The following is a 25070-nucleotide window of genomic DNA, read 5'->3' as shown; positions in this document are numbered from 1 at the left end:
GACCGCACTGCTCTGACGTCAGACTACGAGCGTCGCGGGATTCCGCTCGTCGAATTCGCGCCGCCGTCGATTCCACCGCCGGCGCGACGACGTGCGGTACCGGTTCCGCGTCGGAAGGCACGATCCGGAAAAGCTGATCTCCCTCCGTCGGAGGGTTCCCGATTCGCTGTTCGGTGATTCGTCGGTGCGCGATCAGCCTTCGGGGACGCCCAGGTTCTTGAGCATGTCGGCGGCGACCTTGAAACTGCTCATGTCGATCACCTGGTCGGTGTCCAGTTGGACGTCGAACTCGTCCTCGACCGCCGCGACGAGCGTCATGTGACCCACGGAGTCCCACGCGTCGACCCCCCGGTACTCCAACTTCTCGACCTCGACGTCCTGGCCCAGGTCCAGTGCCTGGACGAACACCCCGCGAAGCCGTTCGACAAGCGTCATGTCCTGCGCCCCCTCGTCGGTTGCCGCGTCGCGCTACTCCCGGTCCACCCAGCTCCTGAGCAGGTCGGCGAGCCGGGTGGGCAGTCCGTCGGCAGGGAGTGGTCCGGTTCCCCTGAGGAGGGGGGCCAGTGCCTCGACGGCGGTGTCGCCGCAGCCCTGCCTGCGCAGTCCGATCTCGTTGATCCCGGTCGTCCTGGCCGGATCGCCCACTGCGATGGTGAAGGCCCCGACCGTCCGCCGCACGACGGCGCCCATCCCCACCATCGCCCCCGGCCCGACCTCGGACCGCTGGTGCAGCAGCGCGCCCATGCCCAGGTTGGCCTCGTCCCAGACCACGCAGTGCCCGGCGACCTGGACCGTGGAGGCGAGGGTCACCCGGTTCCCGACGGTGCTGTCGTGCCCGAGGTGGACGCCGCTCATGAGATAGCACTCGTCGCCCACCCGGGTTGGTGTGGCGGTGCCCTGGTTGATCGTGGTGAACTCCCGCACGACGTTCCGGTCGCCGATCACCAGCCCGCCACCAGCCATCTCGCCTTCCCAGCCGATCGGGTGTGGCCCGGACCGGTATTCGGCGGGAGTTCCGATGACGGAGTGTGGTCCGATCCAGTTCCCATCGCCTATACGAGTGGGTCCGGTTATCACGCAAAAGGGGCCTATGACGTTGTCCTCGCCGAGCTCGACCTCGGGGGACACGGCGGAGCTCGGATGAATCCTGTTTGCCACGAACACCCTTTCCGTCGCGGTGTTACCGGGTAGTCGTCCCGCTGTTTGGCGGGCGACCGGGACACGGTGGCGAGTACGGTGATCCTGCGCACCGGGAATTGGTCGGAAGATCACCCTACCGCAATGCGGGAAATGATCTGTGGAACCGAAAGGCGGCCGCATGATCCCCATTACCGCCATCGACGTCCAGGACGCCGAGCCTCTGGTCAGCTCCGTTCTCCGCTCCGGGCTGATCGCGCAGGGGCCGATGGTCGAGCGTTTCGAGGAGTCCTTCGCCCACGCCGCCGGCGTGCCGCACGCGATCGCGGTCAACAGCGGGACGACCGCGTTGGTCGCCTCGCTGGAGGTGCTCGGTCTGCGGCCCGGCGACGAGGTCGTCACCTCCCCCTTCACCTTCGTCGCGACCCTCAACGCGATCCTGGAGGCGGGCGCGACCGCCCGGTTCGCCGACATCGGCGACGCCGACTACTGCCTCTGCCCGGAGGCGGCGGCCGCCGCCGTCGGCCCCCGCACCACCGCGCTGATGCCCGTGCACCTCTACGGCCAACCGGCTGACGTCCACCGGCTCGGCGCGCTCGCCACGTCGAGGGGGCTGGCCCTGGTCGAGGACGCGGCACAGGCCCTCGGGGCCACGGTCGACGGCCGACCGGTGGGTTCCTTCGGGCTCGGCTGCTTCTCGCTGTACGCGACGAAGAACGTGACGACCGCCGAGGGCGGTGTCATCACCACCGAGGACGACCAGCTCGCCGAACGGCTCCGGGTGTTGCGCAACCAGGGGATGCGGCAGCGCTACCAGTACGAGGTCGCCGGGCACAACTACCGGATGACCGACGTGCACGCGGCCGTGGGCCTGCCCCAGCTCGGCCGGCTCGCCCAGCTCATCGACAGCCGGCAACGCAACGCGGAGACCCTCTCCAAGGGCCTCACCGGGATTCCCGGGCTGCGCCTGCCCGCCGTCGTGGACGGTCGCACCCACGTCTGGCACCAGTACACCGTCCTGCTCGACGACGACGCCGCGGTCGACCGCGACGAACTCGCCGCCAGGCTCGGGGAGGCCGGCGTCGGCACCGGCATCTACTACCCCCGGCTGGTGTTCGACTACGACTGCTACCGCGACCACCCCGGGGTGCCTCGGGTCAGCCCCGAGGACTTCCCCGTCGCCCGCTCGGTGGCGAGGCGGGCGCTGTCCCTCCCGGTCCACCCCAAACTCACCGCCGACGACCTCGACGAGATCGTCGCGGCGGTCCGGGGGGTGCTCGGAGGATGACGCCGGAGCCGAGAGCACGGATCGCCCTGGTCGGCGCCGGTGCGATGGGAACCCTGCACGCCCGCGTGCTCAGCCAGTCCGAACGCTGTGACCTGGTGGTGGTCGTCGACCCGAGGGAGGCGGTCGGCACTCCCCTCGCGGACCAGTGCGGCGCCAGGTGGCTGCCCGAGCTCGGTGAGCTGGGCGACGTCGACGGGGTCGTCATCGCCTCCGCGACCGAGACCCACCACAAGCTCGCCAGGCAGGTCCTGGAACAGGATGTCCCGCTGCTGGTCGAGAAGCCGGTGTGCGACAACCTCGCAGGCAGCGAGGAGGTCGTCGCACTCGCCGCCCAACGCGACGTCCCCCTGATGTGCGGGCTGCTGGAGCGGTACAACCCGACAGCCATGACCGCGCTCTCGCTGGTCGACGACCCGGTCCACGTCAGCGCCACCCGGCACTCGCCCTACGCGCCGAGGATCAGGACCGGGGTCGGCTGGGACCTCCTGGTCCACGACGTGGACCTGGTCATCCGAGCCTTCGGCGGCACGGCCCCCCACACGGTGCTCGGCCGTGCGGGACGCTTCCACGACAGCTCCGAACCGGGAGCGGAGGACGTCGTCGAGGCGTTGCTCGGGTTCGCCGACGGCGCGCTGTCCGCCGTCTCCGCCAGCAGGATCGGCCAGCGCAAGGTGCGCACGCTGGTGATCCGCGAGCTGAACCGGTTGATCGAGGCCGACCTGCTCCGGCGGGACGTCACCATCTACCGGCACGTGTCGCTGGACGCCGCGACCCCCGACGGGCGCGGTTACCGGCAGCAGAGCGTGATCGAGGTGCCCGAGCTGGTCAGCGGGCGCGAACCCCTCGCCGCGCAGCTCGACCGGTTCCTCGACCTCATGGCGGGGCGGGTGGACGCCGCCGACGAACGCGCCGCCATCCTGCCGGCGCACCGCGTGGTCGCCGAGGTGCTGCGGGGAGCCTCCGTGCGCTGACCCGGAGCCCGGCCGCGCGGCCCGCGTTCGGCCGGCGCCGCCGGGGACGGCCGGGTCATCGGCGACGCCACAGCTCGGGACGCCACGCGGAGGCGGCGTCGACCTCCGAGGTCATCGCCGGCACCTCCGGGTCCCACCCACCCGCCGTCCCAGCCGGGAGGAAGCCCGCGACCCGGAGTTCCTGGTCCAGCACCTCCGGGTCCAACGGCCAGGTCGGGAACGTCTCCGTCTCCTCCCGGAGCGTCCCGCGCTCCCCGAGCACCTGGTACCGGAACGTCCAGCGGTCCGGCCCCGCCCGGTCGCCCGGCGCGCACCGCACGGTTCCCGTGTAGACGTCCGGACCCAGCCGTGTCGAGGGCAGGGGCCACTCCTCGGCGGCTGGAGAACCACGCCGAGGGCTGTCCACCACCAGCAGCCCGCCCGGGACGAGGGCCCGTGCCACCGCCGGCCAGAGCGCGTCCTCCCGCTCCGCGGGCGGCAGCCCCGCGGCCAGGTTCACGCACACCGCCAGGTCGGCGACGCCGGCCAGGCCGGCCGCCCCCAGCGGGTGGGGGTGCACCCGAACGCGGCTCCGCACCCGGTCCGAGGCGGTGGCGAGGCGCCCCATCAGCACGGCCCTCATCGCCCGTGACGGCTCCACCGCGTGCACGGGGACCTCCGACTCCTCGGCCAGCACCCAGGTCATCGCCCCGGTCCCCGAGCCCACCTCCAGCACGCCGAGCCGCGCGCGCCGCGCGGACGTGGCGAGCCACGTCCGCGCCCACTCCCGGTAGCCGTCGAGGTGGAGCAGGTCGTAGAACTCGGCCGTCACCGAGTACGGGTCCCCCGGCGGTTCCGCCGGTTCTCGGTCTCTCGACATATCTCGGCTGGATAGCAGGCGAGGCCAACTCCGGCCACCTCACGGCCACCCGCCCGGGCCCGCCCCGGCGATACCCGCAGGTGTGGGCTCGGAGAACTCACCCGATCCGGTGAGGACGGTCTTGCGCCCGGCCGGTGAGGTGAGGCACGTTGCCTCCCGGTCACCCTCGCGGTCGGGTACCCATAGCCCCGACGGCACCACACGAAGACCGGAGGCCGAACAGCCCATGAGCAAGGTTCCCAACCTCACCCTGAACAACGGCGTGGAGATCCCCCAGCTCGGCTTCGGGGTGTTCCAGGTTCCGCCGGAGGAGGCCAGGCAGACGGTCGCGACGGCGCTCCGCACCGGGTACCGGAGCATCGACACCGCCAAGGCCTACAGCAACGAGAGCGGAGTCGGGCAGGCGGTCGCCGAGTCCGGGCTGCCCAGGGAGGACGTCTTCGTCACCACGAAGCTCCTCAACGCCGAACAGGGCTACGACTCGACCCTGCGCGCCTTCGACGCCAGCATGACCGAGCTCGGCCTCGACTACCTGGACCTGTACCTCATCCACTGGCCGTTGCCCGGCCGGGACCTGTACGTCGAGACCTGGAAGGCGTTCGAACGCCTCTACGGGGAGGGCCGCGTCCGCGCGATCGGCGTCTCCAACTTCACCATCGACCACCTGAAGCGCCTGTTCGACGAGACGGAACTCGTCCCCTCGATCAACCAGGTCGAGCTGCACCCCAAGCTGCAACAACCGGAACTGCGGGCTTTCCACGCGGAACACGGCATCCTCACCGAGGCCTGGAGCCCGCTGGCCCAGGGCGAGGTCCTCGCCGACCCGGTGGTCACCCGACTCGCCGAGAAGCACGGGCGGACCCCGGCGCAGGTCATCCTGCGCTGGCACCTCGACATCGGCAACGTCGTCATCCCCAAGTCGGTCACCCCGTCCCGGATCGAGGAGAACTTCGACCTGTTCGACTTCCACCTCGACCCGGAGGACGTCGAGTCCCTCGCGCCGCTGGACTCGGGGACCAGGGTCCTGGGCCTCGACCCGGCGACCTTCAACGGCTGAGCCAGCCACCGAACCGGTGACAAGGCCGCCCGGTCCGGAGCCGCCCATGACGAGGACTCCGGACCGGTGCCCCCACTAGGGTGGCTCGGTGGAGCTTCCCTGGTTCGTCTTGGTGGCCGGAGTGGCCTTCCTCGGCTCGCTGGCTCCGATCTTCAGCGTGGAGCTCTACCTGGTCGGGATGGCGGTCACCCGCCCCGAGCTCCCCTGGTGGGGGCTGGCCCTCTCGATCGCGTCCGGACAGCTCGCCGGCAAGCTGGTGCACTACGCGGCGGCGCGCGGCGCCGTCGCGCTGCCCTGGCTCCGCGATCCCCGCTCCGCCCTGGGTACCAGGCTCACCGGCCTGGTCCGGAGGCTGGAGATCCTCTCCGCCCAGCGGCCGTGGACCTGCGCCGCCGTCGTCCTCGGCAGTTCCACGGTCGGCCTGCCGCCCTTCACCTTGCTGGTCCCGGCGGCCGGCGCCATCCGGCTCCCGTTGCGGGTGCTCCTCCCGCCCGCAGTGCTGGGCCGGGTACTCCGCTTCGGCGTCATCGCCGCGACCCCCGGGGTCTTCCACGACCTCTACCTGGGAGTCGTCCCGTGAGCCGCTGGCATCGGCTGCTAGTGAGCCGGCCTCGACCTGCGCGCGTCGGCCAGCGCCGTCCTCACGGCTCCCGCCGGTCCGCCCCGCCCCCACCTCGGACCCGTTCGGCCTCGGCCCGGACGTGCTCCTCGTCGTAGCGCTGGAACACCCTGGCGGGGTTCCCGGCGGCGAGACTCCGGTCCGGTAGGTCCCTGGCCACCACGGACAGCGGCTGCACCGTCACGAAGTCCCCGATCACCACGCCGGGCATCACGAAGCAGAGCCCCCCGATGAAGCAACCCCGGCCGATCCGCACCGGCTTGCGTTCGATCAGGTCGGAACCGCTGTGGTTCTCCAGCATCATGTTCGCCAACCAGCTGGAGTGGGTGAAGATCAACGTGTTCAGCCCGATGCTGGTGTGCTCGCCGATCTCCAGCCCACCGCTCGCGTCCAGGACGGCACCCTCACCGATCCAGCAGTGGTCGCCCAGGACGAGCCGCTCGGGGCTGACGACCTTGGCCCGCTCCCTGATCCGCGTGCTGGGGGGGAGTCCGAGCAGCCGGGCCCGTTCGCTGTCGTTCATGTACTGGCCCACGAGGTCCGTGAGGATCCCGGGCCGCAGGCGCCTGCTGCGCTCGTCGTCGAGGAACATCAGCGGCCCAACCTGGCGTCGACCAGCGCGGTCATCCCCTCCCGCACGGAGACGGCCGGCTCCCAGCCCAGGACCTCCCTGGCCCGCCGGATGTCGGCCGCCCGGCGCGACACCAGGACGTCCCGGGGGTTGAACCTCGGCTCGACCTCAGCGCCGACCGCGTCGATCAGGATCTTCGCCAGCTGCGCGATCGTGGTGTCGATGCCCGTCCCGATGTTGATCGGCAGGCCGGCGCGTTCGCTCTCCAGCGCGGCGACCACCGCGCGGGCCAGGTCCGTGACGTGGACGAAGTCCATCGACTGCTCGCCCCGCCCGTCGATGACGGGCGGCAGCCCGTTCGTCAGCCGGTCCAGGAAGTGGTTGATCACCGAGGTGTAGTAGGCCTCGATGCGCTGGCCAGGGCCGTACACGTTGAAGAAGCGCAGCGCGTTCCAGGACAGGCCCTGCCGGCGTTCGTAGAAGCGGAGCAGGTCCTCCCCGGCGCGTTTGCTGATGCAGTAGGGCGTCAGCGGGTCCAGGGGGTCGTCCTCGTGCATCGGGAGGCGGCTCGGGTCCCCGTACACCGAGGCGGTGGAGGCGAACACGAGCCGGCGCACCCCCTCGTCGGCGGCCGCCGCGAAGACGTTGTTGTTGCCGACCATGTTGATGTCGATGCTCTCGTGCGGGTCGGCCGTCGACTTGTTGATCGACACCGTCGCGAAGTGGATGACGTGCGAACACCCCCGGACGGCCTCGCGAACCGCCCCGCCGTACCGGACGTCCTTCTCGACCAGTTCCACCTGTCCGGTGGCGGTCAGCTCCTCCACCCGGGCGCGGTCCCCTCGGCTCATGTTGTCGAAGAGCCGAACCCGGTAGCCCCGGTCGAGCAGGAGGGGCAGCACGTGCATGCCGATGAAGCCCGCGCCACCCGTGAAGAACACCGTGCCAGCCGTCATCCTCGCCTCCCTGTCCTCCCACGGGCCTGGTCGACCCGCGGCCCCGCCGTTGACCCGCCACCTCTCACCCGAGCCCGGCGATCCCCTCCCGCACCGCCGAGGCGACCCGGTCCACCTGCTCGTCGGTCAGGTTCGCGTGCATCGGGAGCGCGAGCTGGCGCCGGAAGAGGTCCGCGGACACCGGGCACTCCCGGTCGGACCCGTAGACGGGCTGGAGATGGCAGGCGTAGGTGCCGATCGTCGTCTGGACGCCCGCCGACCGCAGGGCGAACGCCAGCCGGTCGCGGGAGACCGACGGATCCACGGTGACCAGGTACGCCTGCCACGGGTGTTCCCGGTCGGCACCGGTCACCGGCAAGGTGATCTCGTCGAGGTCCTTGAGCAGCTCCTGGTAGCGCTCGGCGACGCGCCGGCGCGCGTCCAGCAGGGCGGGGAGCCGGTCCAGCTGGACCCCCATGATCGCCGCCTGGACGTCGGACAGCCGGTAGTTGTGCCCCAGTTCGGTGAAGGAGGGGATGGGCAGGTCCACAGCCCCCTCCCGGGTCAGGGCCGGCGCCACCCCGTAGGTGTGCAGCGTCCTCGCCCGGTCGACGAGGTCGCCTCGATCACTGGTCAGCGCGCCCCCCTCGCCCGAGGTGATGCCCTTGCGGCCGTGGAAGCTGAAGGTGGCCAGATCAGCCAGTGAGCCGGCCGGCCGACCCCGGTAGCGGGCGCCGGCCGCGCACGCCGCGTCCTCGACGAGGAAGAGACCGTGCCGGTCCGCGACCGCCCGGAGCGCGTCGTAGTCGGCGGGCTGCCCGGCGACGTCCACCGCGACGATGCCTACCGTCCTCGGGCCGACGGCGGCCAGGGCGGCGGCCGCGTCGAGGGTGAGGGTGTCGGGCCGGACATCGGCGAACACCGGGGTGGCCCCGGCCTGGGCGACCGCGTGCGCGGTGGCCGGGAACGTGTAGTCCGCCACCACCACCTCGTCGCCGGGCCGCACGTCGAGCACCAGCATCGCCAGGTTGAGGGCGGCACCGCAGTTCGAGGTGGCCAGTGCGTGCGTGGTCCCGGCCACCGCCGCGAAGCGTTCCTCGAAACGCGCGCACGCCGGTCCCGCCCCGGCCAACCAGCCGGACCGGAAGACCTCGGCGATGGCCGCGAGCTCCGGTTCGCCCACGGTCGGCTGACCGAGGGCGATGTCGTCGATGTTGTCGGGCATGGCACCCCGCTTTCCTCGACCGAAGCGAGTATAAGTCGGGTGCGGCCGGTCGGCCCGGGGAGCGGAAGCCCGTGACCAGCACGGTTGTCGCGGGGTGACGTGACGGGGACCCGTGGCCGGCCGGGGTGCGCAGCCGGGTGGAGGGGATGAGCGATGGCCCACGTGACCGTGATCGGCGGCGGGGTGGTCGGCCTCGCGGTGGCCAGGGAACTCCGGGTAGTCCGGGGCCACCACGTGACCGTCCTGGAGAAGGAGAACGGCTGGGCCCGCCACCAGACCGGCCACAACAGCGGGGTGCTGCACGCCGGCCTCTACTACCGACCGGGCAGCGAGAAGGCCAGGATGTGCGTGGCCGGTAACGCCTCGATGGCCGCCTACGCCCGGGAGCACGGCGTCCCGGTGTCGGTGTGCGGGAAGCTCGTCGTCGCCACCGACGAGGCGGAGACCGGCCGATTGCGGGACCTGGCGGCCCGGGCCGAGGCCAACGGGGTGCCGGCGCGGGCGATCGGACCGGACGAGGCGAGGGAGCACGAGCCGGCCGTGCGGTGCGTCGCCGCCCTCCGGGTGGAGTCGACCGGCGTCGTCGACTTCACGGGCGTCTGCGCGGCGATGGTCGAGGAACTCACCCGGCACGAGGCCGACCTGCGGCTGGGGACGGAGGCGTTGGCCGTGCGCCGCGCGCCGGGACGGGTGGAGGTGGCCACCGGGACCGGCGTGGTGCGGGCCGACGCGCTCGTGAACTGCGCCGGCCTGCACAGCGACCGGATCGCCGATCTCGCCGGGGTGCGGCCCAGGGCCCGCATCCTGCCCTTCCGGGGGGAGTACTACGAGTTGCGGCCCGACCGGCGCCACCTCGTCACGGGGCTGGTGTACCCGGTCCCGAACCCGGAGCTGCCCTTCCTCGGTGTGCACCTGACCCGGATGCTGGACGGTTCCGTCCACGCCGGCCCGAACGCGGTGCTGGCCCTGCGCAGGGAGGGTTACCGGTGGCGTGACGCCTCCGCCCGCGACCTGGTCGAGGTGATCCGGTTCCCGGGAACCTGGGGCCTGGCCCGCCGGCACGTCCGGACCGGGATCACCGAGACCCTGCGGTCGCTCTCCCGGGCGCGGTTCGCGGCGGACCTGGCCCGCCTGGTCCCCGACATCGGCCCGGCGGACATCGTCCGCGCTCCGGCCGGGGTGCGGGCCCAGGCCGTGCTGGCGGACGGACGGCTGGTCGACGACTTCCTCATCGAGCTCGTGCCCCGGCAGGTGCACGTGCTGAACGCCCCCTCGCCGGCGGCCACGAGCGCCCTCGAGATCGCCACCCGCGTCGCCGACCGTGTGAGCTCCGTGTTGAATTGACCGCGAACCTCCACCCGCCGCATTGTTGCGCCTCGTGACAGGTACCCTCGTTTTCCGTGGACTTCGAGGGTTATGACCTGATCGTTGTTGGCTCCGGTTTCTTCGGGCTCACGGTGGCCGAGCGGACCGCCAGCCAGCTGGGCCGCCGAGTGCTGGTGCTGGACCGGCGCCCGCATATCGGCGGAAACGCCTATTCGGAGGCCGAACCGGAAACCGGTATCGAGGTGCACCGCTACGGAGCGCATCTGTTCCACACCTCCAACAAGCGGGTCTGGGAGTACGTCAACCAGTTCACCGACTTCACCGACTACCAGCACCGGGTCTTCACGATCTACCAGGACCGCGTTTACCCGATGCCGGTCAACCTGGCGACGATCTGTGAGTACTTCGGCAAGTACATGACGCCGGACGAGGCCAGGGCGCTGGTGGCCGAGCAGGCCGGTGAGATCGACTCCGCGGCCGCCCGGAACTTCGAGGAGAAGGCGATCTCCCTCGTCGGCCGGCCCCTGTACGAAGCGTTCTTCCGCGGTTACACAGCGAAACAGTGGCAGACCGACCCCAAGGAGCTCCCGGGGGCAACCGTCACCCGGCTGCCCGTCCGTTACAACTTCAACAACCGCTACTTCAACGACACCTACGAGGGGCTGCCGGTCGACGGCTACACCGCGTGGTTGGAGAAGATGGCGGAGCACGAGAACATCGACGTCAGGCTGAACGTCGACTTCTTCGACGTTCGCGACCAGCTTCCGGAAGGCGTTCCGGTCGTCTACACGGGAGCCCTGGACCGGTACTTCGGTTACGCGGAGGGGCACCTCAGCTGGCGGACCCTCGACTTCACCCAGGAAGTACTCCCGGTCGGTGACTTCCAGGGCACCTCGGTGATGAACTACGCCGAGGAGGAGGTGCCCTACACCAGGATCCACGAATTCCGGCACTTCCACCCGGAGCGGGACTACCCAACCGACAAAACGGTCGTGGTGAAGGAGTACTCCCGATTCGCCGAGGACGACGACGAGCCGTACTACCCGATTAACACCGCCGAGGACCGCGCCAAGCTGGAGAAGTACCGGGAATTGGCCAAGCGGGAGGCCAAGGAGCGCAAGGTGCTGTTCGGCGGCCGGCTCGGCACCTACAAATACCTCGACATGCACATGGCGATCGGTTCCGCGCTGAGCATGTACGACAACAAGATCGCCCCGTTCTTCGCCGACGGTCGTTCTCTGGACGGCTCGATGGAGGACTGACGGGAAACGTCCGGGCCGCCCTGGAATGGGTGCGACCCGAGTCGCCGCCGGGTACCGTCGCGACACGCTGCCACCCAGTCGGGTGTGCCCACAGCGAGCGCGGTACCCGGCGGTAGCTATATTGAGAGCCATGAATTGACGGTGCCGGACAGTGGAAACCCGGTTTCGGGTGAGATTTCTGTCAAGCGCCAGGTGTCAGTCGGGCCGAGGGACTGTGTCGGGTGAGGAGTCCGTCGCCCGGAGTGACCGGCGGGGGTGGCAGCCCGTCGGAGCGTTCGGGTGGGCGCGTTGCCGACCGGGCAGCGCGACCGGAGTGTGACGACGAACACCGCCGCCGGTCGATCAGCCGGAGGCGGGCCACGGCCCGGGTGGTCACGGCAGTCCCTCCCCACCGCCGGACGCGAACCTGAAGACACGACCAACGGCCACTCGACGGAGGACCGACTCTCCAATGCCCCCCAAGACAGCAGCCAAGAAAGCCGTGGAACCCACCCAACAGGCGGCGGTGGGCACCCTGGAGCAGCCAGCGCCCCAGAGCGGCGCCCTGCTCCAGCGCATCCTGTTCCCGCGCCTCGGTGATCCGCTGGACGTGCGGACCCTCTACATGGACGAGGACGAGACGAACCAGCACCGCACCCGGTCGCTGTCCAGGACGTCGGGCACCATCCCGGCCCAGTCCGAGGTCTCCTTCGCCACGTACTTCAACGCCTTCCCGGCCAGCTACTGGCGGCGGTGGACCACGCTGGAGACCGTCGAGCTCCGGCTGCGCGTCGAAGGCGGTTGCCGCATCGACGTCTACCGCTCCCGCGCCAACGGCACCCGCATCCACGTGTGGGGTGACGTCGTCCGGGACGGCGGCGAGGTCAACCAGTCCTTCGACCTCGGCCCGTTCGAGGACGGCGGCTGGTACTGGTTCGACATCACCACCGACCAGAACGAGGTCGTGCTGAGCCAGGGCGGCTGGTTCTCGCCCACGCCGGCACCCAGCCGCGCCTCGGTGTCGATCGGGATCACCACGATGCGCCGCGACGACTGCGTCGCCACGCTGCGCACGATCGCCGAGGACCCGCTGCTGATGGACGCGGTGACCGCCATCGTCGTCGCCGACCAGGGCAAGGACAAGGTCCGCGAGGCGGAGGCCTTCCCCGAGGCGGAGCGCGCGCTCGGCGACAAGCTGCGCCTGTACGAGCAGGGCAACCTCGGCGGTAGCGGCGGTTTCGCGCGGGGCATGTACGAGGCCCTGACCGCCACCGACTGCGAGCAGATCCTGTTCATGGACGACGACATCGTGCTGGAGACCGACTCGGTGCTCCGGGCGATCGCGTTCTCCCGCTTCACCGAGCACCCGACGCTGGTCGGCGGGCAGATGCTCAACCTCCAGGCGCGGTCCCGGCTGCACTCGATGGGCGAGGTCATGGACCGCGCCAAGTTCATGTGGCGGCCCGCGCCGGGCTCCGTCGAGGACCACGACTTCGCCGAGGAGTCCCTCCGGGAGAGCCCGGTCTTCCACCGCCGGACCGACGTCGACTACAACGCGTGGTGGATGTGCATGATCCCCCGTTCGGTCGCGGAGGAGATCGGCCTGCCCCTGCCCATCTTCATCAAGTGGGACGACACCGAGTACGGGCTGCGCGCCAGCCACGCCGGGTACCCGACGGCGACGGTGCCCGGGATCGCCGTCTGGCACATGTCCTGGGGCGAGAAGGACGACCTCACCGACTGGCAGGCCTACTTCCACACCCGCAACCGCCTGATCACCGCCGCCCTGTACCACCCGGAACGGCGGGCGACGACCATGATCAAGGACATGCAGAAGCGCTCCCTGCGCTACCTGCTGCGGATGGAGTACTCGGCCGTCGCCCTCCAGCAGATGGCCATCGAGGACTTCCTGCGCGGACCCGACGAGCTGTTCGACACCCTGCCCACCGCGCTGGGCAAGGTGCGGGAGCGTCGGGCGCAGTTCGACGACGGCCGGGTGCTGCCCACCGCGCGGACCCTGCCGCTGCCGTCGATGTCCCAGGTCCGCGCGGAACGCTTCATGCGGCCCCCGACCAACCCGCTGAGCATCGGCAAGGCGCTGGTCGAGGTGCTGTTGCGGAACCTGTTGCCGGTCAAGCCGCAGCACCGGGACCGCCCGGAACTCAACCTGGCCGGTCGGGACGCCCAGTGGTTCCTGCTCGCGAGGCTGGACAGCGCGACGGTGGCGACCGCGGACGGCCGAGGCGTGACGTTCCGCCGCCGGGACCGCGAGTACTTCTGGCGGACGCTGCGGACCTCGGTGCGGAACAACATCACCCTGCTGCGGCAGTTCCCGAAGCTCCGCAAGCAGTACCGGAAGGCGATGCCGACCCTGACCAGCAAGGACGCCTGGAAGAAGGTCTTCTACGGCGGCTGAATCCCCCCGGAGGATCCCCGCCAACGGTGACCGAACGCCCCCGCCGGACCAACGCGATCCGGCGGGGGCGTTCGTCGTGTGCTCACCTCCAGGATGACCGCCGGGCTCCCGCACCGGGTCTCCCGCCGGCCGGACCACCGCGGCGCGCACCGGTAGTCCTGCGCCGGAACGCGGGCGGAGGTCCGCTCAGCGCCTGGCTCGTTGCCCGTAGGCGGCCACGCTGTGGCGCAGTTCGCTCAGGTGCGCGGTGGCCACCGTCGAGAAGTCGACGACCATCCTCCCGCCGTCGGCGAGGTCGATGCTCGTGGTGTCACCGTCCCGGACCAGGCTCTCCAGGTCACCGGACAGGCTCTCCGAGGTCGAGTGGTCGACGGCGAGGACGATCGGGCTGCCACCCGCGACCAGGTGCAGGGTGAGGGCGTGTTGTTCGGTGCTCATGGGCACCATCCAAGCCCGTCGCCACACCGCTCGCGAGACGGTTCACCGACGGCGTACCGGTGTTCACCCACCGCCGAACCGGGGCCCTACCCGGCCCCGGCGCGCCCAGCCCACGGTGAGGTTGAGCCCGTCCTCGGGGAACCCGGGGCGGACCCACCCGACACGGTCGTCCGCGCGGCCCTCAGGCGCGGAAGAAGCGCTCCTGCTGACCCTGGCGCACCAGCCTCAGCCACTTCACGAAGGCCTTCGGGTCCCGCCGGACACCGAGGAAGTACAGGCCGAACCGGAACACCTCCAGGAGGCCGAGTTTGCGCATCCCCGGCTTGGAGAGCAGGTAACCGCGGTTCCGGTAGGTGTAGTACCGCTTGATCGGGTCCTCGGGATCCTGGGCGTGCAGCCGCCCACCCAACATCGGCTTGAACTCGGCCGATCCGTCCGGGTGGACGAAGGTGGTGCGGAGCGACGTTCCGAAACGCAGCCCCGACCGTGCCACCCGGCGGTGGATCTCCACCTCGTCGCCCCGGAAGAACATCCGGTAGTCCGGTACCCCGACGACGTCCAGGGTGCTGGCGCGGAACAAGGCGCCGTTGAAGAACGAGGCGATCCCCGGGAGGAAGTCCTCACCCAGTTCGTCGCGCTCCCGCTTCCAGGTCAGCCCCCGCCGCATCGGGAAGGCGAGCAGCTCGGGGCGGTCGATGTTCACCACCACCGGCGAGACCACGGCCAGACGTCGCCGCTCCGCCTCGTCGAGGAGGATCTCCAGGGCGTTCTCGTCGGCCGGGCGGCCGTCGTCGTCACCCAGCCAGATCCACTCCGCCCCGAGGGACAACGCGTGCAACATGCCCAGGGCGAAACCGCCGGCCCCGCCGAGATTGCGCTGGGACAGCAGGTACGTCGTGGGGATCGGACAACCCGCGACCACGTCGGCCGCCGACTGGTCCGGCCCGTTGTCCACCACGATGAGGTGGTCGACCTGCCTCGTCTGCGCGGCGATGACCTTCAGCGAGTCGGTCAGGAGTTCCCGGCGGTGTCGGGTGACGATCACGGCCACCACGGCGCCCTCGGGCAGGGTCACGTCCTCGCCTCCCCGGCGTCCGGATGCGGTGCTCACGCGCCCTCACCCGCGGGAGCGGAGGCGGGCGAGCCGTGGCCGAGCCTCTCCATGGCTTCCTGGCTCATGTGCTCGTACGGGTCCCGCCCCTTGTACGCGGTGAGGACATCCCTGATCGGGCCCTGCATCCGGACCTGGCCCTTGTCCATCCAGATCGCCTTCGTGCACAGCTCCATCAGCATCTCGTCCGCGTGCGAGGCGAACACCAGCAGGCCGGAGCGTTTGACCAGGTCGTTGAGCCGGTCTCTCGCCTTCGCCAGGAAGGACGCGTCGACGGCGCCGATGCCCTCGTCCAGGAGCAGGATCTCCGGGTCGATCGAGGTGACCACACCCAACGCCAGCCGAACCCGCATACCCGTCGAGTAGGTCCGCAACGGCATCGACAGGTAGTCGCCCAGTTCGGTGAACTCGGCGATCTCGTCGACCCGTGACTCCATCTGCTTCCTGGTCATCCCCAGGAACAGACCCCGGATCATGATGTTCTCGATGCCGTTCATCTCCGGGTCGAGACCGACACCGAGGTCGAAGACCGGGGCCACCTTGCCGACGATCCTGGAGTGGCCCCTGGTCGGCTCGTAGATCCCGGAGAGCAACCGCAGCAGCGTCGACTTGCCGGCGCCGTTGTGGCCGACCAACCCGACCCGGTCGCCGTGCGCGACCGAGATGTTGATGTCCCGCAACGCCTCGATGACCGGCACCTTGCTGTCGGTGCCGATCTTGCCGCCCGCCTTGTTGAGCACGGCCTTCTTCAGCGATCGGGACTTCGCGTCGAAGATCGGGAAGTCGACCGATGCGTTCCAAACGTCAATGCTGACCACGTGTCAAGGCCTCACTCGGGGCGGGGGTGGAATCGTTGGCGGTGTCCGGGGCACGGGGAGCTGGCTCCAGTGTGCGCCTAGACCCAGTAGGACACCCTGGCTCGGTAGTTGCGGAGCATGAGCAGCGCGACGGCCCAGCCCACGACCGTGATGGCGCCCACCACGAGCCAGTTGGTCAGGTTCGTCTCCAGACCGAGCATCGGGCGCCGGACCATCTCGATGAAGTGCATGAACGGGTTGAGCTGGGCCAGCACCGCGCGCTCGCGGACCACGGCGCTCTCGCTGTTGATGAGCGTCTCGTAGCTCCAGACGATCGGCGTCAGGTAGAAGAGCAGCTGGACGATGTTGCCCGTGATCGGTGGGATGTCCCGGAACCGCGTGCTGATGATGCCCACCAGCAGTGAGGCCCACCCCGCGTTGACGACGAGCAGCGCCAGCGCCGGGACCACCAGCAGCAGCGACAGGTCCACCGGCTGCGGGAAGATCGCGAAGATGATGACGTAGATCAGCAGGTTGTGGGCGAAGAACAGGGTCTGCCGCCACACCAGCCGGAACACGTGCGTCGTCACCGGCGCGGGGAGGTGCTTGATGAGGCCCTCGTTCGCGATGAAGACCTGCGCGCCCTCGTTGATGCAGTTCGAGATGAAGGTCCAGCAGATCAGTCCGACGGCCACGTAGGGCAGGAACTCGTGGAGCGGGTTGCCGAACAGACCACCGAACAGGATGCCCAGCGCGAGCGTCATCACGCCCGTGCTGATCGTGATCCACAGCGGGCCGATCACCGAACGGCGATAGCCCTGCTTGATGTCCTGCCAACCCAGGTAACCCCACAGGTTGCGCTGCCTGGCTGCCTGGGCGATGTCCTGGAACGCGCGGCTCCACGTACGGGAGGAGTTCGCGGTTGTGGGATTCGCCTCATCGAGGGTGCTGCTTACCTGCACGAAGTGCAGCGTACCGGCGGCACCTGAACGGCTTACTCGCTGGTTCGCGGTCTGGCCCTCACCGTAAGCGGTGAAGCCTTCCGCCCCAGGTGGGGGAGGGTGTCACGTGGCGTGACCGCCCCCACGACGTGGTGTTCCTCGCGGTGCCGCCCGGTGCGGCACCGCGAGGCGGACACGACGCTCAGAGGTACTGGCCGGTCCCCCGCAGCGGACTCTGTTCACCCGGATCGGTGACCTTGGTCCCCGGGGGCAACGCGCCGCGACGCATCTGCTGGAGCTGTGCCTGCACGGCCATGTGCTGGGCGAACAACGCCGTCTGGATGCCGTGGAAGAGCCCTTCCAACCATCCGACCAACTGGGCCTGCGCGATCCGCAGCTCCGCGTCCGTCGGTGTCCTCCCCTCGGTGAAGGGCAGGGACAGCCGCTCCAGCTCCTCCACCAGTTCCGGCGCGAGGCCCTGCTCCAACTCCTTGATCGAGGAGGTGTGGATCTCCCGAAGCCTGTTCCGGCTGGCCTCGTCGAGCGGAGCGGCCCGGACCTCCTCCAACAGCTGCTTGATCATCGTGCCGATGCGCATCACCTTGGCGGGCTGTTCGACCAGGTCGTTGACGTCCTCGCCGCCCCCGGCGTCCTCGGCTCCCTCCGGCACCTGCGCGGTGCCGATGGGGACACCGTCCTCGCCGAAGATCACCACCTGCCGACCAGGGGCCGCCCGCTGGTCGCGGGACTCGTCCTGGTACTCGCCGGAGTTCTCGTCGGTCTCGTGACTCATGGATCCATCCTCGCGCTGTCGACTGGCCCGGGACGAGCCGGGCCCACCCGCCATCCTCCGGGTCGGGTACCCGGACCGGGACCGGACGACGACCCCGGGACCCCGGGCCCTCCACCGTACGTACGGCGTTGGCGCGGCCTCCGACGTCGCTCGGCTCCGCGAACCGTCTCCCGCTCGCGCTGGCTGGTACTCGTGACGCCCCAGCGGGCGGATGAGTTCCCGCGCGGATACCTCCGCCGTCCCCGCCCCGCGCTCCGGTGGCCCGCCCCGTCGCGGACCTGGTCAGAGCCGGAACGACCCGGTCCTCGCGAGGGTGCTCGAGGTTCCAACAGCTCGTGTGGGACGTCGCGGAGCCCAGGACAACCTCGCCGCCGCCCACCGGATGGGTCAGGGGCCCGTGTTCCGCTGACTGCGTGTCGTCCTCCGCCTCCGACCGGTCAGCCGGGTGATGAGACCGGGGCCCCGCCGGAACCACTTCGCTACCCTGTGCTCACGGATGGTGATGGGGTCGCGGGCGGGTGCGACGGCGGTGGCGACCCCACCAGCGCGCGGGAGGGCCGGGCGAGGTGGAGGAGAGCGAACGGTCCCACGCCGAGCTCGGCGCCTGGCTGCGGCTCACGCCGCTGCTGACCGAGTACCTGCCCTTCCCCGCCGGTTCGTTGCGTGCCGCCGCGCTCGTCCGGGTGCTGGACGAGGTGGTGCTGGGCGACCGCAGCGTCCTCCTGGAGTGCGGCTGCGGGTGGGCGTCGGTGGTGATCGCCCGCTTCCTCGCCCGGAGGGGCTTCGGACGGTTGCTCTCCCTGGAGGACGACGGCGAACGCGCCGCCTTCGTCACCACCCAGCTGCGGCGCGAGGGGCTCACCGAGGTGGCGAGGGTGGTGCACGCCCCGCTGGCCGCGCATCCCGGCTCGGTCGACGATCTGCCCTGGTACGAACCGGGGCAGGTCTTCGAGATGGTGACGCGGTACGTGGACCGCAACGGCCTGATCGACCTGGTGCTGGTCGACGGTCCCCACGGCGGGGGACCGGACTCCGGGCTGATCCGGTACCCGGTGCTGCCCGTCGTGCGAAACGCGCTGGCCCCGGGAGCGGTGGTGCTCCTGGACGACGCCGACCGCGCCGGGGAACAGGCGGTGATCCGGCACTGGACGACCGAGTTCGGGTTGCGGTTCACCCGCGACGGGATGAGCGGGCTCGCCGCCGCGACACTCACCGTGTGAGCCGCGGCGGCGGGCCCTGACGGTCTGAACCGGGCGCGGCGCCGGTTCAGACCGTCAGCAGGACCTTCCCGACCACGGTCCCGCCGTCGAGCAGTTCGTGGGCGCGTCCGGCCTCGGCCATCGGGATCCGGTCGTGCACCACGGGGCGGATCGTGCCATCCGCCAGGAGCGGCCAGACCCTGGCGACGACGTCGGCGACGATGCCGGCCTTGCCTCCCGGGCCGGTCACCGGGCGCCCCCGCAACGCCGTCGCCGACACGCTCGCACGCTTCGCCAGCAGCGCGGACAGGTCCACCTCGGCTCGGCGCCCGCCCTGCATGCCGATCACCACCAGGCGGCCGCCCACCGCCAGGACCTCGATGTTGCGCCCCAGGTACTTGGCCCCGATGTTGTCCAGCACGACATCCGCGCCCCGGCCGCCCGTCGCCCGGGCCACCTCCTCGACGAAGTCCTGTTCGCGGTGGTTGACCAGGATCTCGGCCCCGAGCTCACGGCAGCGGGCCAACCGTTCCTCCGAGCCCGCCGTCGTCGCGACCGTCGCGCCGAGCGCCCGGCCGAGCTGGATCGCGAAGGTCCCGACCCCGCCCGCCCCGCCGTGCACCAGCAGCACCTCGCCCTTGGCGAGCCGGGCCACGTCCACGAGGTTGGACCACACGGTGCACGCCACCTCCGGCAGCCCCGCCGCCGTCACCAGGTCGACTCCCCCCGGCACCGGCATCAGCTGCTCGGCCGGCACCGCCACCTTCTCGGCGTAACCGCCACCTGCCAGCAGCGCGCACACCTCGTCCCCGACCCGCCAGCCGGTCACGCCCCTGCCGAGCGCCGCGACGGTGCCCGAGCACTCCAGACCCAGGATGTTGGACGCGCCTCGGGGCGGGCGGTACCTCCCCTGCCGTTGCAGAAGGTCCGCCCGGTTCACCGCGCTCGCCGTCACGTTGACGACGACTTCGCCCTCCGCCGGCCTGGGATCGGGCAGCGGTGCCCACCGCAGCACCTCCGGGCCGCCGGGCTCGCGCACTGTGATCGCTCGCATGACAGAACCGTACGGCCACCGAGGGTCCGCGTCAGCGCTGACGGCGGCGCGTCGTCCAGCATCACGAGCTGAGCGGCGAAGGAGTTCCGGGCGGTCGCGGGCTCGGGAAGGATGGTGCGATGTCGACAGAGAACCCCTGGCCCTTGGGCGACCTCGCCCTCACCTCTCCCCGGCTCGAACTCCGGCCGGACGACGACGAGGGACTGCGGGAACTGGTGGAACTCGCGCGGCAGGGCATCCACCCACCCGAGCGAATGCCCTTCACCACGCCCTGGACCGATGTGCCCGCGCACGAACTGGGCGTCAACACGGTCCGGTTCCACTGGCGGCAACGCGCCGAGGTCACCCCCACCACCTGGGCCATCAACTTCCTCGTCCGCCTGAACGGAACGGTGGTCGGAGTGCAGCAGCTGGCGGCGGCGAACTTCCCCGTGGTGCGGACCGTGGTCAGCGGGTCCTGGCTGGGGATCCGCCACCAGGGCCGTGGACTGGGCACCGAGGCACGGGCCGCCGTGCTGTCCTTCGCCTTCGACCACCTCGGCGCCCGGTTGGCCAGGACCGGGGCCTTCGAGGACAACCCCGTCTCGGCGGCGGTCAGCCGTCGCCTCGGGTACCGGGAGGACGGGACCCAGGAGGTCGAGCGACGGGGTGAGCTCGCCACGATCCGCCGGTTCGTCGTGAGCGCGGAGGGCTTCGACGCGCACCGCCCCGAGTGGCGCGTCCAGGTCGCCGGCCTGGACCGCTGCCGCGACTTCTTCACCGGCTGGGAGCACTCAGGGTGACGATTCGAATCCCCTGGGTGCGCGAGGGGAGGTACCTTCGTCGGCACGGGTTCCCCGCACATGTGGCCAGCGGCCGGGCGGCGGCACACCCGCCACCAGCCCTCGGCGGGGCCGGCTGACCGGAGCCGCCCGTGCCCGTTCCCTGGGAGGCACCATGACCACGTCCTCGTCCCGGCGGCGGATCACCACGACTGGCGTCGGGCTCGCCGCGGCCGCGAGCCTGGCCGTCGTGGGCCTGCCCGCGGTGGCCGACACCGAGCCGGTCACCGGCGGGGCGACCGGCGCACCGAGGGCTGCTCTCCCCGAGCGGGTCGCCTCGGCGATCGAGCTCACCGGGCTCAACCGGCACCTCGTCGCCTTCCAGCGCATCTCCGACCGGCACGGCGGGACCCGCGCCGCCGGTGAGCCCGGCTACGACGCGAGCGTCGACTACGTCGTCGCCCGGTTGGAGGAGGCTGGGTTCGACGTCACCACTCCGGAGTTCGAGTACGAACGGTTCACGATCGACGCCGAACGGCTGCTCGTCTCCGGGGCCGAGCTGGACGTCCAGATGTTCACCTACTCGCCGTCGACGCCGGCGGGCGGGCTCGACGGCCCCCTCGTACCGCTACCACCCGAGGGTGAACTCGGATGCGATGCGGCCGACTTCGTCGGGGTGGACGTCACCGGAGCGATCGCCGTGGCCCGACGCGGCGAGTGCGCCTTCGCCGAGAAGGGACGGCTGGCCGCCGATGCCGGCGCGGCCGCGTTGCTCGTGGTCAACAACACCGAGGGCCCGGTGCACGGCACCCTGGGAGACGCCGACGCAGGCGTCATCCCGGTGGCCGGCCTCGACCCTGCCGACGGGGACGCCCTGTTCGACGCCGCCGGGACGCCGGCCACGCTGGAACTCCTCGGGGAGGCGACCGTCGACACCAGCCGGAACGTCCTCGCCCAGACCAGCACCGGGCGCACCGACAACGTGGTCGTCGTCGGTGCCCACCTCGACGCCGTGTACGCCGGCATCAGCGACAACGGCACCGGAAGCGCGGCGCTGCTGGAGACGGCGCTGCGGCTGGGCGCCGCCCCCGAAGTGAACAACGCGATCCGGTTCGCCTGGTGGGGAGCGGAGGAGCTGGGGCTGCACGGTTCCACCCAGTACGTCCGGTCGCTGGACGCCGAGCAGCAGCTCGACATCGCCCTCTACCTGAACCTCGACATGATCGGCTCACCCAACCCCGGCTACTTCGTGTACGACGGGGACGGTTCCGACGGCTCCTCCGAGCCAGGACCCCACGGATCAGCCCAGATCGAGCGGGCACTCGTCGACCACCTCGCCGCACAGGGGATCGAGGCCGAGGGCACCGCGTTCGACGGCCGGTCCGACTACCGGGAGTTCGTGGCGGTGGGCATCCCGGCCGGTGGGCTGTTCACCGGGGCCGAGGGTGAGATGACGGAGGAGCAGGCCGCGAAGTGGGGCGGAACGGCGGGGGACGCCTACGACCCCCACTACCACCAGCCCGAGGACGACCTCGACAACGTCGACCGCCGAGCCCTGCTGGTCAACGCCCGCACGGCGGCCCACGTCGCCACCGCCTACGGGCTCAGCACCCGGGAGGTGAACGGGGAGCCCGGCTCGCGGCGTCAGGCCGCCGAGCCGGGTCAGCTGGCGGACGGCGCTCCGATGCTGCCGAGGACGGGACGGCTGGCGTCGCGGTGACCTCCCCCTCCGGAGGAGGAGACGGCTCACCATCCGGTGGAGTGACACTGGCACAACACTGTTACGACCACCGGGTGTATTCGGCGCGAGCCTGAACGGAACCGGCGGTTCGCCCTGTCGAAGCCAATAACCTAGGTGGGTGGACGCAGGAACGCGGGTCGAGCCCAGGTGGTTGAGCAGCGAGCAGGAACGGGCGTGGCGGGCCTACTTCGTCGGCAGCTCCCTGTTGGCCTACCAGCTGAACCGGGAACTCCAGGAAGCGCGGGACATCACGCTTCCCGACTACGAGATCCTGGTCAGGCTCTCGCAGAGCCCGGACCGCCGCATGCGGATGAGCCAGCTCGCCGGGGAGGTCGCCTCGTCGAAGAGCCGGGTGTCGCACCAGATCAACCGGATGGAGAACGCCGGGCTCGTCCGCCGCATGGAGTGCCCAAGCGACGGTCGAGGCGTCTTCGCGGTGCTCACCGACCAGGGCATGGACCTGCTGCGCAGTGCCGCGCCGACACACGTCGCGGGCGTGCGGGCCCACCTGATCGACCTCCTCGACGAGGAGGAGCAGGCCGTCCTGGGCAAGGTGTTCACCCGGATCACCGACCATTTCGGTGGGGAGCTCTGATCTGGCGCGAGGCGCCGTCTAGGCTGGGGCACGAGGAAGCGTGGCAGAGCGGCCGAATGCACCCGCCTTGAAAGCGGGAGACCTGTCACAGGGTCCGGGGGTTCAAATCCCTCCGCTTCCGCCGCGGTGGTGGGGTGGTCTTCCCCGAGCCGGGAGGACCACCACCCGGATGAGTCGGCCCCTGGCCGCCTCCCACGTCCTCGCCGCGTGAGCCACCGCTCCCTCCCCAGTGGGCCCGGGAAAACCATTCCCGCCCAGCCGGGGCGTGCGCCTAAGGTCCTCCCGTGGCCCTTCTCCGCGACATCGTGTTCGACTGCCGCCACCCCGCCTCCCTCGCCCGGTTCTGGGCCGCGGCGCTGACCGGGTACGAGGTCGCTCCCTACGACGAGGCCGAGCTGACCCGGTTGCGGGCGGAGGGGATCGAGGACCCGGAGGACGACCCGCTGGTCCTCGTGGAACCGGCGGAACCGGGCGCCCCCCGCGTCTTCTGCCAACGAGTACCCGAACCCAAGGTCGTCAAGAACCGCGTCCACCTCGACCTCTGGGCGGAGGACCTCGCTTCCGAACGCGACCGCCTGCTGGGACTCGGCGCGGTCCTCGTCCGGGAGGCCGACGACCTCCTGGTGTTCGCGGACCCGGAGGGCAACGAGTTCTGCCTGCTCGCGGACTGAGGACGTCGGGTGGGCCAGCCGCCGCGGGGCCACGACGGACTCGCCGGTACCCCGTTGGTGCGGTGCCGGCGGCCGGTCCGCCCCGGCGGTCAGTGCTCCAGGTAGCTCGTCGCCGCGACCAGGAAGAGGTCGTTCTCCTCCCGGTCGCCGATGGTCACCCTGACTCCCTCGCCCGGGAACCCCCGAACGATGATCTTGTGGTCCAGGCAGTGCTCGGTGAAGGCCGCGGTGTCCTCGCCGAGCGGGAGCCAGACGAAGTTGGCCTGGCTGGGCGGGATCTCGTAGCCCAGGTCCAGCAGCCCGTCGCGGACCCGTTCGCGCTCCCTGGAGATCTCGGCGCACCGCACGAGCAGCTCGTCCCGTGCCTCCAGGGAGGCGACCGCGGCGGCCTGGGCGACGGCGTTCACGCTGAACGGGAGGTAGACCTTCCGTAAGGCCTGCGCCACCGACGGGGTCGCGTAGCAGTAGCCGACCCGGAGACCTGCGAGCCCGTAGGCCTTGGAGAAGGTCCGGAGCACGGCCACGTTGTCGCGCCCGGCCTCGAAGCGTCGCCTCGCCACCTCGATGCCGTCCGGTATTCCGGGATCGGTGACGAACTCCCGGTAGGCCTCGTCGAGCACGACGAGGACGTGTTCGGGGACCCGGTCCAGGAAGTCCTCGATCTCCTCACGGCCGAGGGGGGTGCCGGTCGGGTTGTTGGGGTTGCAGAGGAACACCAACCGGGTGGCTGGCGTGATCGCCTGGGCGAGGGCGGCGAGATTGAGTCGGTGACTCTCCGTAAGTGGCACTCGTACCTGTCTCGCGCCCACGACCTGGACGATGATCGGGTAGGCCTCGAAGGACCGCCAGGGGAAGACGACCTCGTCGCCGTCCTGGCAGGTCGCCTGGACCAGCTGCTGGCACAGCGACACGGACCCGCAGCCGATCGCGAGGTGGTCCGCCTCGACGTCCAGGTGGCGGGACAACGTGTCGACCAGCAGCGAAGCTCCGCTGTCCGGGTACCTGTTGACCTGTGTCGACGCGGAGGCGATCGCCTCGATCACGCTGGGGAGGGGCCCGCCGGGGACCTCGTTGCTCGCCAACTTGACGGCCCCCGGCACCGAGCGCCCCGGAACGTAGTTCGGGAGGTCGGCCAGGTCAGCCCTCGTCCGTACGGTCATCCGCGAATCCTCCGCAGCTAGCCCAACCGTGTCACGCTATTACTCGAACGGGTGCCCTGGCCAGTGCCCGGTTCCCGTACCCGTCGATGTCGTCCCTGGATCATGCCCAGGAGACGAGACGGTTGTCACTGCACCAGCCGCGTAAACCTGTTCTGTCGCTCTCC

25 protein-coding genes and 1 tRNA gene are annotated in these 25070 nt (G+C 70.7%); 13 read left to right on the top strand and 13 right to left on the bottom strand.

Going from position 1 to position 25070, the window contains the following annotated elements; all coding sequences use genetic code 11:
• Positions 1–192: 192 nt before the first annotated feature.
• Positions 193–435 (bottom strand): acyl carrier protein, encoded by a 243-nt coding sequence (locus G443_RS15485; RefSeq protein ID WP_026417725.1) that lies wholly within the window; start codon positions 433–435, stop codon positions 193–195.
• Between the two features lie 33 nt (positions 436–468).
• Entirely contained in the window at positions 469–963 is a 495-nt protein-coding gene (locus G443_RS15480) for a UDP-N-acetylglucosamine acyltransferase (RefSeq protein WP_308208858.1), read from the bottom strand.
• Between the two features lie 355 nt (positions 964–1318).
• On the opposite strand from G443_RS15480, the gene G443_RS15475 reads away from it, so the two are divergent.
• Positions 1319–2425 carry a DegT/DnrJ/EryC1/StrS family aminotransferase gene (locus G443_RS15475; RefSeq protein WP_026417723.1) on the top strand — a complete coding sequence of 369 codons (1107 nt, stop codon included), beginning with the start codon at positions 1319–1321 and terminating at the stop codon, positions 2423–2425.
• Positions 2422–3396 carry a Gfo/Idh/MocA family protein gene (locus G443_RS15470; RefSeq protein WP_026417722.1) on the top strand — a complete coding sequence of 325 codons (975 nt, stop codon included), beginning with the start codon at positions 2422–2424 and terminating at the stop codon, positions 3394–3396. The genes G443_RS15475 and G443_RS15470 overlap by 4 nt, the downstream gene beginning before the upstream one ends.
• 55 nt (positions 3397–3451) lie before the next feature.
• On the opposite strand, the gene G443_RS15465 is transcribed toward G443_RS15470, so the two are convergent.
• Entirely contained in the window at positions 3452–4255 is an 804-nt protein-coding gene (locus G443_RS15465) for an SAM-dependent methyltransferase (protein WP_051313515.1), read from the bottom strand.
• 226 nt (positions 4256–4481) lie between these two features.
• On the opposite strand from G443_RS15465, the gene G443_RS15460 reads away from it, so the two are divergent.
• Positions 4482–5312, top strand: coding sequence for an aldo/keto reductase (locus G443_RS15460; RefSeq protein ID WP_026417721.1), 831 nt, complete (start codon positions 4482–4484; stop codon positions 5310–5312).
• A gap of 88 nt (positions 5313–5400) precedes the next feature.
• A complete protein-coding gene (locus G443_RS15455) occupies positions 5401–5892 on the top strand; it encodes a hypothetical protein (protein WP_026417720.1) in 492 nt (163 codons plus the stop codon).
• Positions 5893–5953: 61 nt separating this feature from the next.
• On the opposite strand, the gene G443_RS15450 is transcribed toward G443_RS15455, so the two are convergent.
• From G443_RS15450 to G443_RS15440, 3 genes are all read right to left on the bottom strand, one after another.
• Entirely contained in the window at positions 5954–6523 is a 570-nt protein-coding gene (locus tag G443_RS15450) for an acyltransferase (protein ID WP_026417719.1), read from the bottom strand.
• A complete protein-coding gene (locus G443_RS15445) occupies positions 6523–7458 on the bottom strand; it encodes an NAD-dependent epimerase/dehydratase family protein (RefSeq protein ID WP_026417718.1) in 936 nt (311 codons plus the stop codon). The genes G443_RS15450 and G443_RS15445 overlap by 1 nt, the downstream gene beginning before the upstream one ends.
• A 64-nt stretch (positions 7459–7522) precedes the next feature.
• Entirely contained in the window at positions 7523–8662 is a 1140-nt protein-coding gene (locus G443_RS15440; protein ID WP_051313513.1) for a DegT/DnrJ/EryC1/StrS family aminotransferase, read from the bottom strand.
• A gap of 153 nt (positions 8663–8815) precedes the next feature.
• On the opposite strand from G443_RS15440, the gene lhgD reads away from it, so the two are divergent.
• The 3 genes from lhgD (at position 8816) to G443_RS15425 (ending at position 13645) form a co-directional block, all read left to right on the top strand.
• Positions 8816–10006 (top strand): L-2-hydroxyglutarate dehydrogenase, encoded by a 1191-nt coding sequence (gene lhgD, locus G443_RS15435; RefSeq protein ID WP_026417716.1) that lies wholly within the window; start codon positions 8816–8818, stop codon positions 10004–10006.
• A 56-nt stretch (positions 10007–10062) separates the two neighbouring features.
• Positions 10063–11250 (top strand): UDP-galactopyranose mutase, encoded by a 1188-nt coding sequence (gene glf / locus G443_RS15430; protein WP_026417715.1) that lies wholly within the window; start codon positions 10063–10065, stop codon positions 11248–11250.
• A gap of 451 nt (positions 11251–11701) precedes the next feature.
• Entirely contained in the window at positions 11702–13645 is a 1944-nt protein-coding gene (locus G443_RS15425; protein WP_245588700.1) for a glycosyltransferase, read from the top strand.
• Positions 13646–13831: 186 nt separating this feature from the next.
• Here G443_RS15425 and G443_RS15420 read toward each other — a convergent pair whose 3' ends face one another.
• The 5 genes from G443_RS15420 to G443_RS15400 all read right to left on the bottom strand — a co-directional run bounded on the left by G443_RS15420 (position 13832) and on the right by G443_RS15400 (position 17725).
• Entirely contained in the window at positions 13832–14083 is a 252-nt protein-coding gene (locus G443_RS15420; protein ID WP_026417713.1) for a hypothetical protein, read from the bottom strand.
• 181 nt (positions 14084–14264) lie between these two features.
• Positions 14265–15194 (bottom strand): galactofuranosyltransferase GlfT1, encoded by a 930-nt coding sequence (glfT1, locus tag G443_RS15415; protein ID WP_051313511.1) that lies wholly within the window; start codon positions 15192–15194, stop codon positions 14265–14267.
• On the bottom strand, positions 15191–16012 hold the full coding sequence (wzt, locus tag G443_RS15410) for a galactan export ABC transporter ATP-binding subunit Wzt/RfbE (protein ID WP_026417711.1): 822 nt from the start codon (positions 16010–16012) through the stop codon (positions 15191–15193). Before wzt ends, glfT1 begins: the two co-directional genes overlap by 4 nt.
• A gap of 77 nt (positions 16013–16089) precedes the next feature.
• A complete protein-coding gene (gene wzm / locus G443_RS15405) occupies positions 16090–16953 on the bottom strand; it encodes a galactan export ABC transporter permease subunit Wzm/RfbD (RefSeq protein WP_155886037.1) in 864 nt (287 codons plus the stop codon).
• A 181-nt stretch (positions 16954–17134) separates the two neighbouring features.
• Complete coding sequence (locus tag G443_RS15400) at positions 17135–17725, bottom strand: bacterial proteasome activator family protein (protein ID WP_026417709.1); 591 nt, start codon at positions 17723–17725, stop codon at positions 17135–17137.
• 566 nt (positions 17726–18291) lie between these two features.
• Here G443_RS15400 and G443_RS15395 point away from each other — a divergent pair.
• Positions 18292–18945, top strand: a complete 654-nt coding sequence (locus G443_RS15395) for a class I SAM-dependent methyltransferase (RefSeq protein ID WP_026417708.1) — start codon at positions 18292–18294, stop codon at positions 18943–18945.
• Positions 18946–18991: 46 nt separating this feature from the next.
• On the opposite strand, the gene G443_RS15390 is transcribed toward G443_RS15395, so the two are convergent.
• Positions 18992–19978 (bottom strand): NAD(P)H-quinone oxidoreductase, encoded by a 987-nt coding sequence (locus G443_RS15390; RefSeq protein WP_026417707.1) that lies wholly within the window; start codon positions 19976–19978, stop codon positions 18992–18994.
• A gap of 119 nt (positions 19979–20097) precedes the next feature.
• On the opposite strand from G443_RS15390, the gene G443_RS15385 reads away from it, so the two are divergent.
• From G443_RS15385 to G443_RS15365, 5 genes are all read left to right on the top strand, one after another.
• The gene (locus G443_RS15385; RefSeq protein ID WP_026417706.1) at positions 20098–20760 is read left to right on the top strand and encodes a GNAT family N-acetyltransferase; all 663 of its coding nucleotides are present in this window, start codon (positions 20098–20100) and stop codon (positions 20758–20760) included.
• A 154-nt stretch (positions 20761–20914) separates the two neighbouring features.
• Positions 20915–22459 carry a M28 family peptidase gene (locus G443_RS15380; RefSeq protein ID WP_026417705.1) on the top strand — a complete coding sequence of 515 codons (1545 nt, stop codon included), beginning with the start codon at positions 20915–20917 and terminating at the stop codon, positions 22457–22459.
• A 139-nt stretch (positions 22460–22598) separates the two neighbouring features.
• Positions 22599–23075, top strand: a complete 477-nt coding sequence (locus G443_RS15375; protein ID WP_051313509.1) for a MarR family winged helix-turn-helix transcriptional regulator — start codon at positions 22599–22601, stop codon at positions 23073–23075.
• Between the two features lie 34 nt (positions 23076–23109).
• A tRNA-Ser gene (locus tag G443_RS15370) sits at positions 23110–23196 on the top strand.
• A 163-nt stretch (positions 23197–23359) separates the two neighbouring features.
• Positions 23360–23746 (top strand): VOC family protein, encoded by a 387-nt coding sequence (locus tag G443_RS15365; RefSeq protein ID WP_026417703.1) that lies wholly within the window; start codon positions 23360–23362, stop codon positions 23744–23746.
• Between the two features lie 89 nt (positions 23747–23835).
• Here the strand turns inward: G443_RS15365 and hisC are convergent, their stop codons facing one another.
• Complete coding sequence (gene hisC / locus G443_RS15360; protein ID WP_026417702.1) at positions 23836–24906, bottom strand: histidinol-phosphate transaminase; 1071 nt, start codon at positions 24904–24906, stop codon at positions 23836–23838.
• Positions 24907–25070: the final 164 nt, after the last annotated feature.

This window comes from Actinoalloteichus caeruleus DSM 43889 (assembly GCF_000429185.2).
Classification (GTDB): Bacteria; Actinomycetota; Actinomycetes; order Mycobacteriales; family Pseudonocardiaceae; genus Actinoalloteichus_B; species Actinoalloteichus_B caeruleus.
Note: the sequence above shows the minus strand (reverse complement) of the source record. Positions and strands in the feature narration are given on the sequence as shown.

Excerpts from the sequence above, each read along its gene's own strand:
- G443_RS15485 (WP_026417725.1), bottom strand. The coding sequence starts at position 435 with ATGACGCTTGTCGAACGGCTTCGCGGGGTGTTCGTCCAGGCACTGGAC.
- G443_RS15480 (WP_308208858.1), bottom strand. The coding sequence starts at position 963 with ATGGCTGGTGGCGGGCTGGTGATCGGCGACCGGAACGTCGTGCGGGAG.
- G443_RS15475 (WP_026417723.1), top strand. The coding sequence starts at position 1,319 with ATGATCCCCATTACCGCCATCGACGTCCAGGACGCCGAGCCTCTGGTC.
- G443_RS15470 (WP_026417722.1), top strand. The coding sequence starts at position 2,422 with ATGACGCCGGAGCCGAGAGCACGGATCGCCCTGGTCGGCGCCGGTGCG.
- G443_RS15465 (WP_051313515.1), bottom strand. The coding sequence starts at position 4,255 with ATGTCGAGAGACCGAGAACCGGCGGAACCGCCGGGGGACCCGTACTCG.
- G443_RS15460 (WP_026417721.1), top strand. The coding sequence starts at position 4,482 with ATGAGCAAGGTTCCCAACCTCACCCTGAACAACGGCGTGGAGATCCCC.
- G443_RS15450 (WP_026417719.1), bottom strand. The coding sequence starts at position 6,523 with ATGTTCCTCGACGACGAGCGCAGCAGGCGCCTGCGGCCCGGGATCCTC.
- G443_RS15445 (WP_026417718.1), bottom strand. The coding sequence starts at position 7,458 with ATGACGGCTGGCACGGTGTTCTTCACGGGTGGCGCGGGCTTCATCGGC.
- G443_RS15440 (WP_051313513.1), bottom strand. The coding sequence starts at position 8,662 with ATGCCCGACAACATCGACGACATCGCCCTCGGTCAGCCGACCGTGGGC.
- lhgD (WP_026417716.1), top strand. The coding sequence starts at position 8,816 with ATGGCCCACGTGACCGTGATCGGCGGCGGGGTGGTCGGCCTCGCGGTG.
- G443_RS15425 (WP_245588700.1), top strand. The coding sequence starts at position 11,702 with ATGCCCCCCAAGACAGCAGCCAAGAAAGCCGTGGAACCCACCCAACAG.
- G443_RS15420 (WP_026417713.1), bottom strand. The coding sequence starts at position 14,083 with ATGAGCACCGAACAACACGCCCTCACCCTGCACCTGGTCGCGGGTGGC.
- G443_RS15400 (WP_026417709.1), bottom strand. The coding sequence starts at position 17,725 with ATGAGTCACGAGACCGACGAGAACTCCGGCGAGTACCAGGACGAGTCC.
- G443_RS15390 (WP_026417707.1), bottom strand. The coding sequence starts at position 19,978 with ATGCGAGCGATCACAGTGCGCGAGCCCGGCGGCCCGGAGGTGCTGCGG.
- G443_RS15385 (WP_026417706.1), top strand. The coding sequence starts at position 20,098 with ATGTCGACAGAGAACCCCTGGCCCTTGGGCGACCTCGCCCTCACCTCT.
- G443_RS15380 (WP_026417705.1), top strand. The coding sequence starts at position 20,915 with ATGACCACGTCCTCGTCCCGGCGGCGGATCACCACGACTGGCGTCGGG.
- hisC (WP_026417702.1), bottom strand. The coding sequence starts at position 24,906 with ATGACCGTACGGACGAGGGCTGACCTGGCCGACCTCCCGAACTACGTT.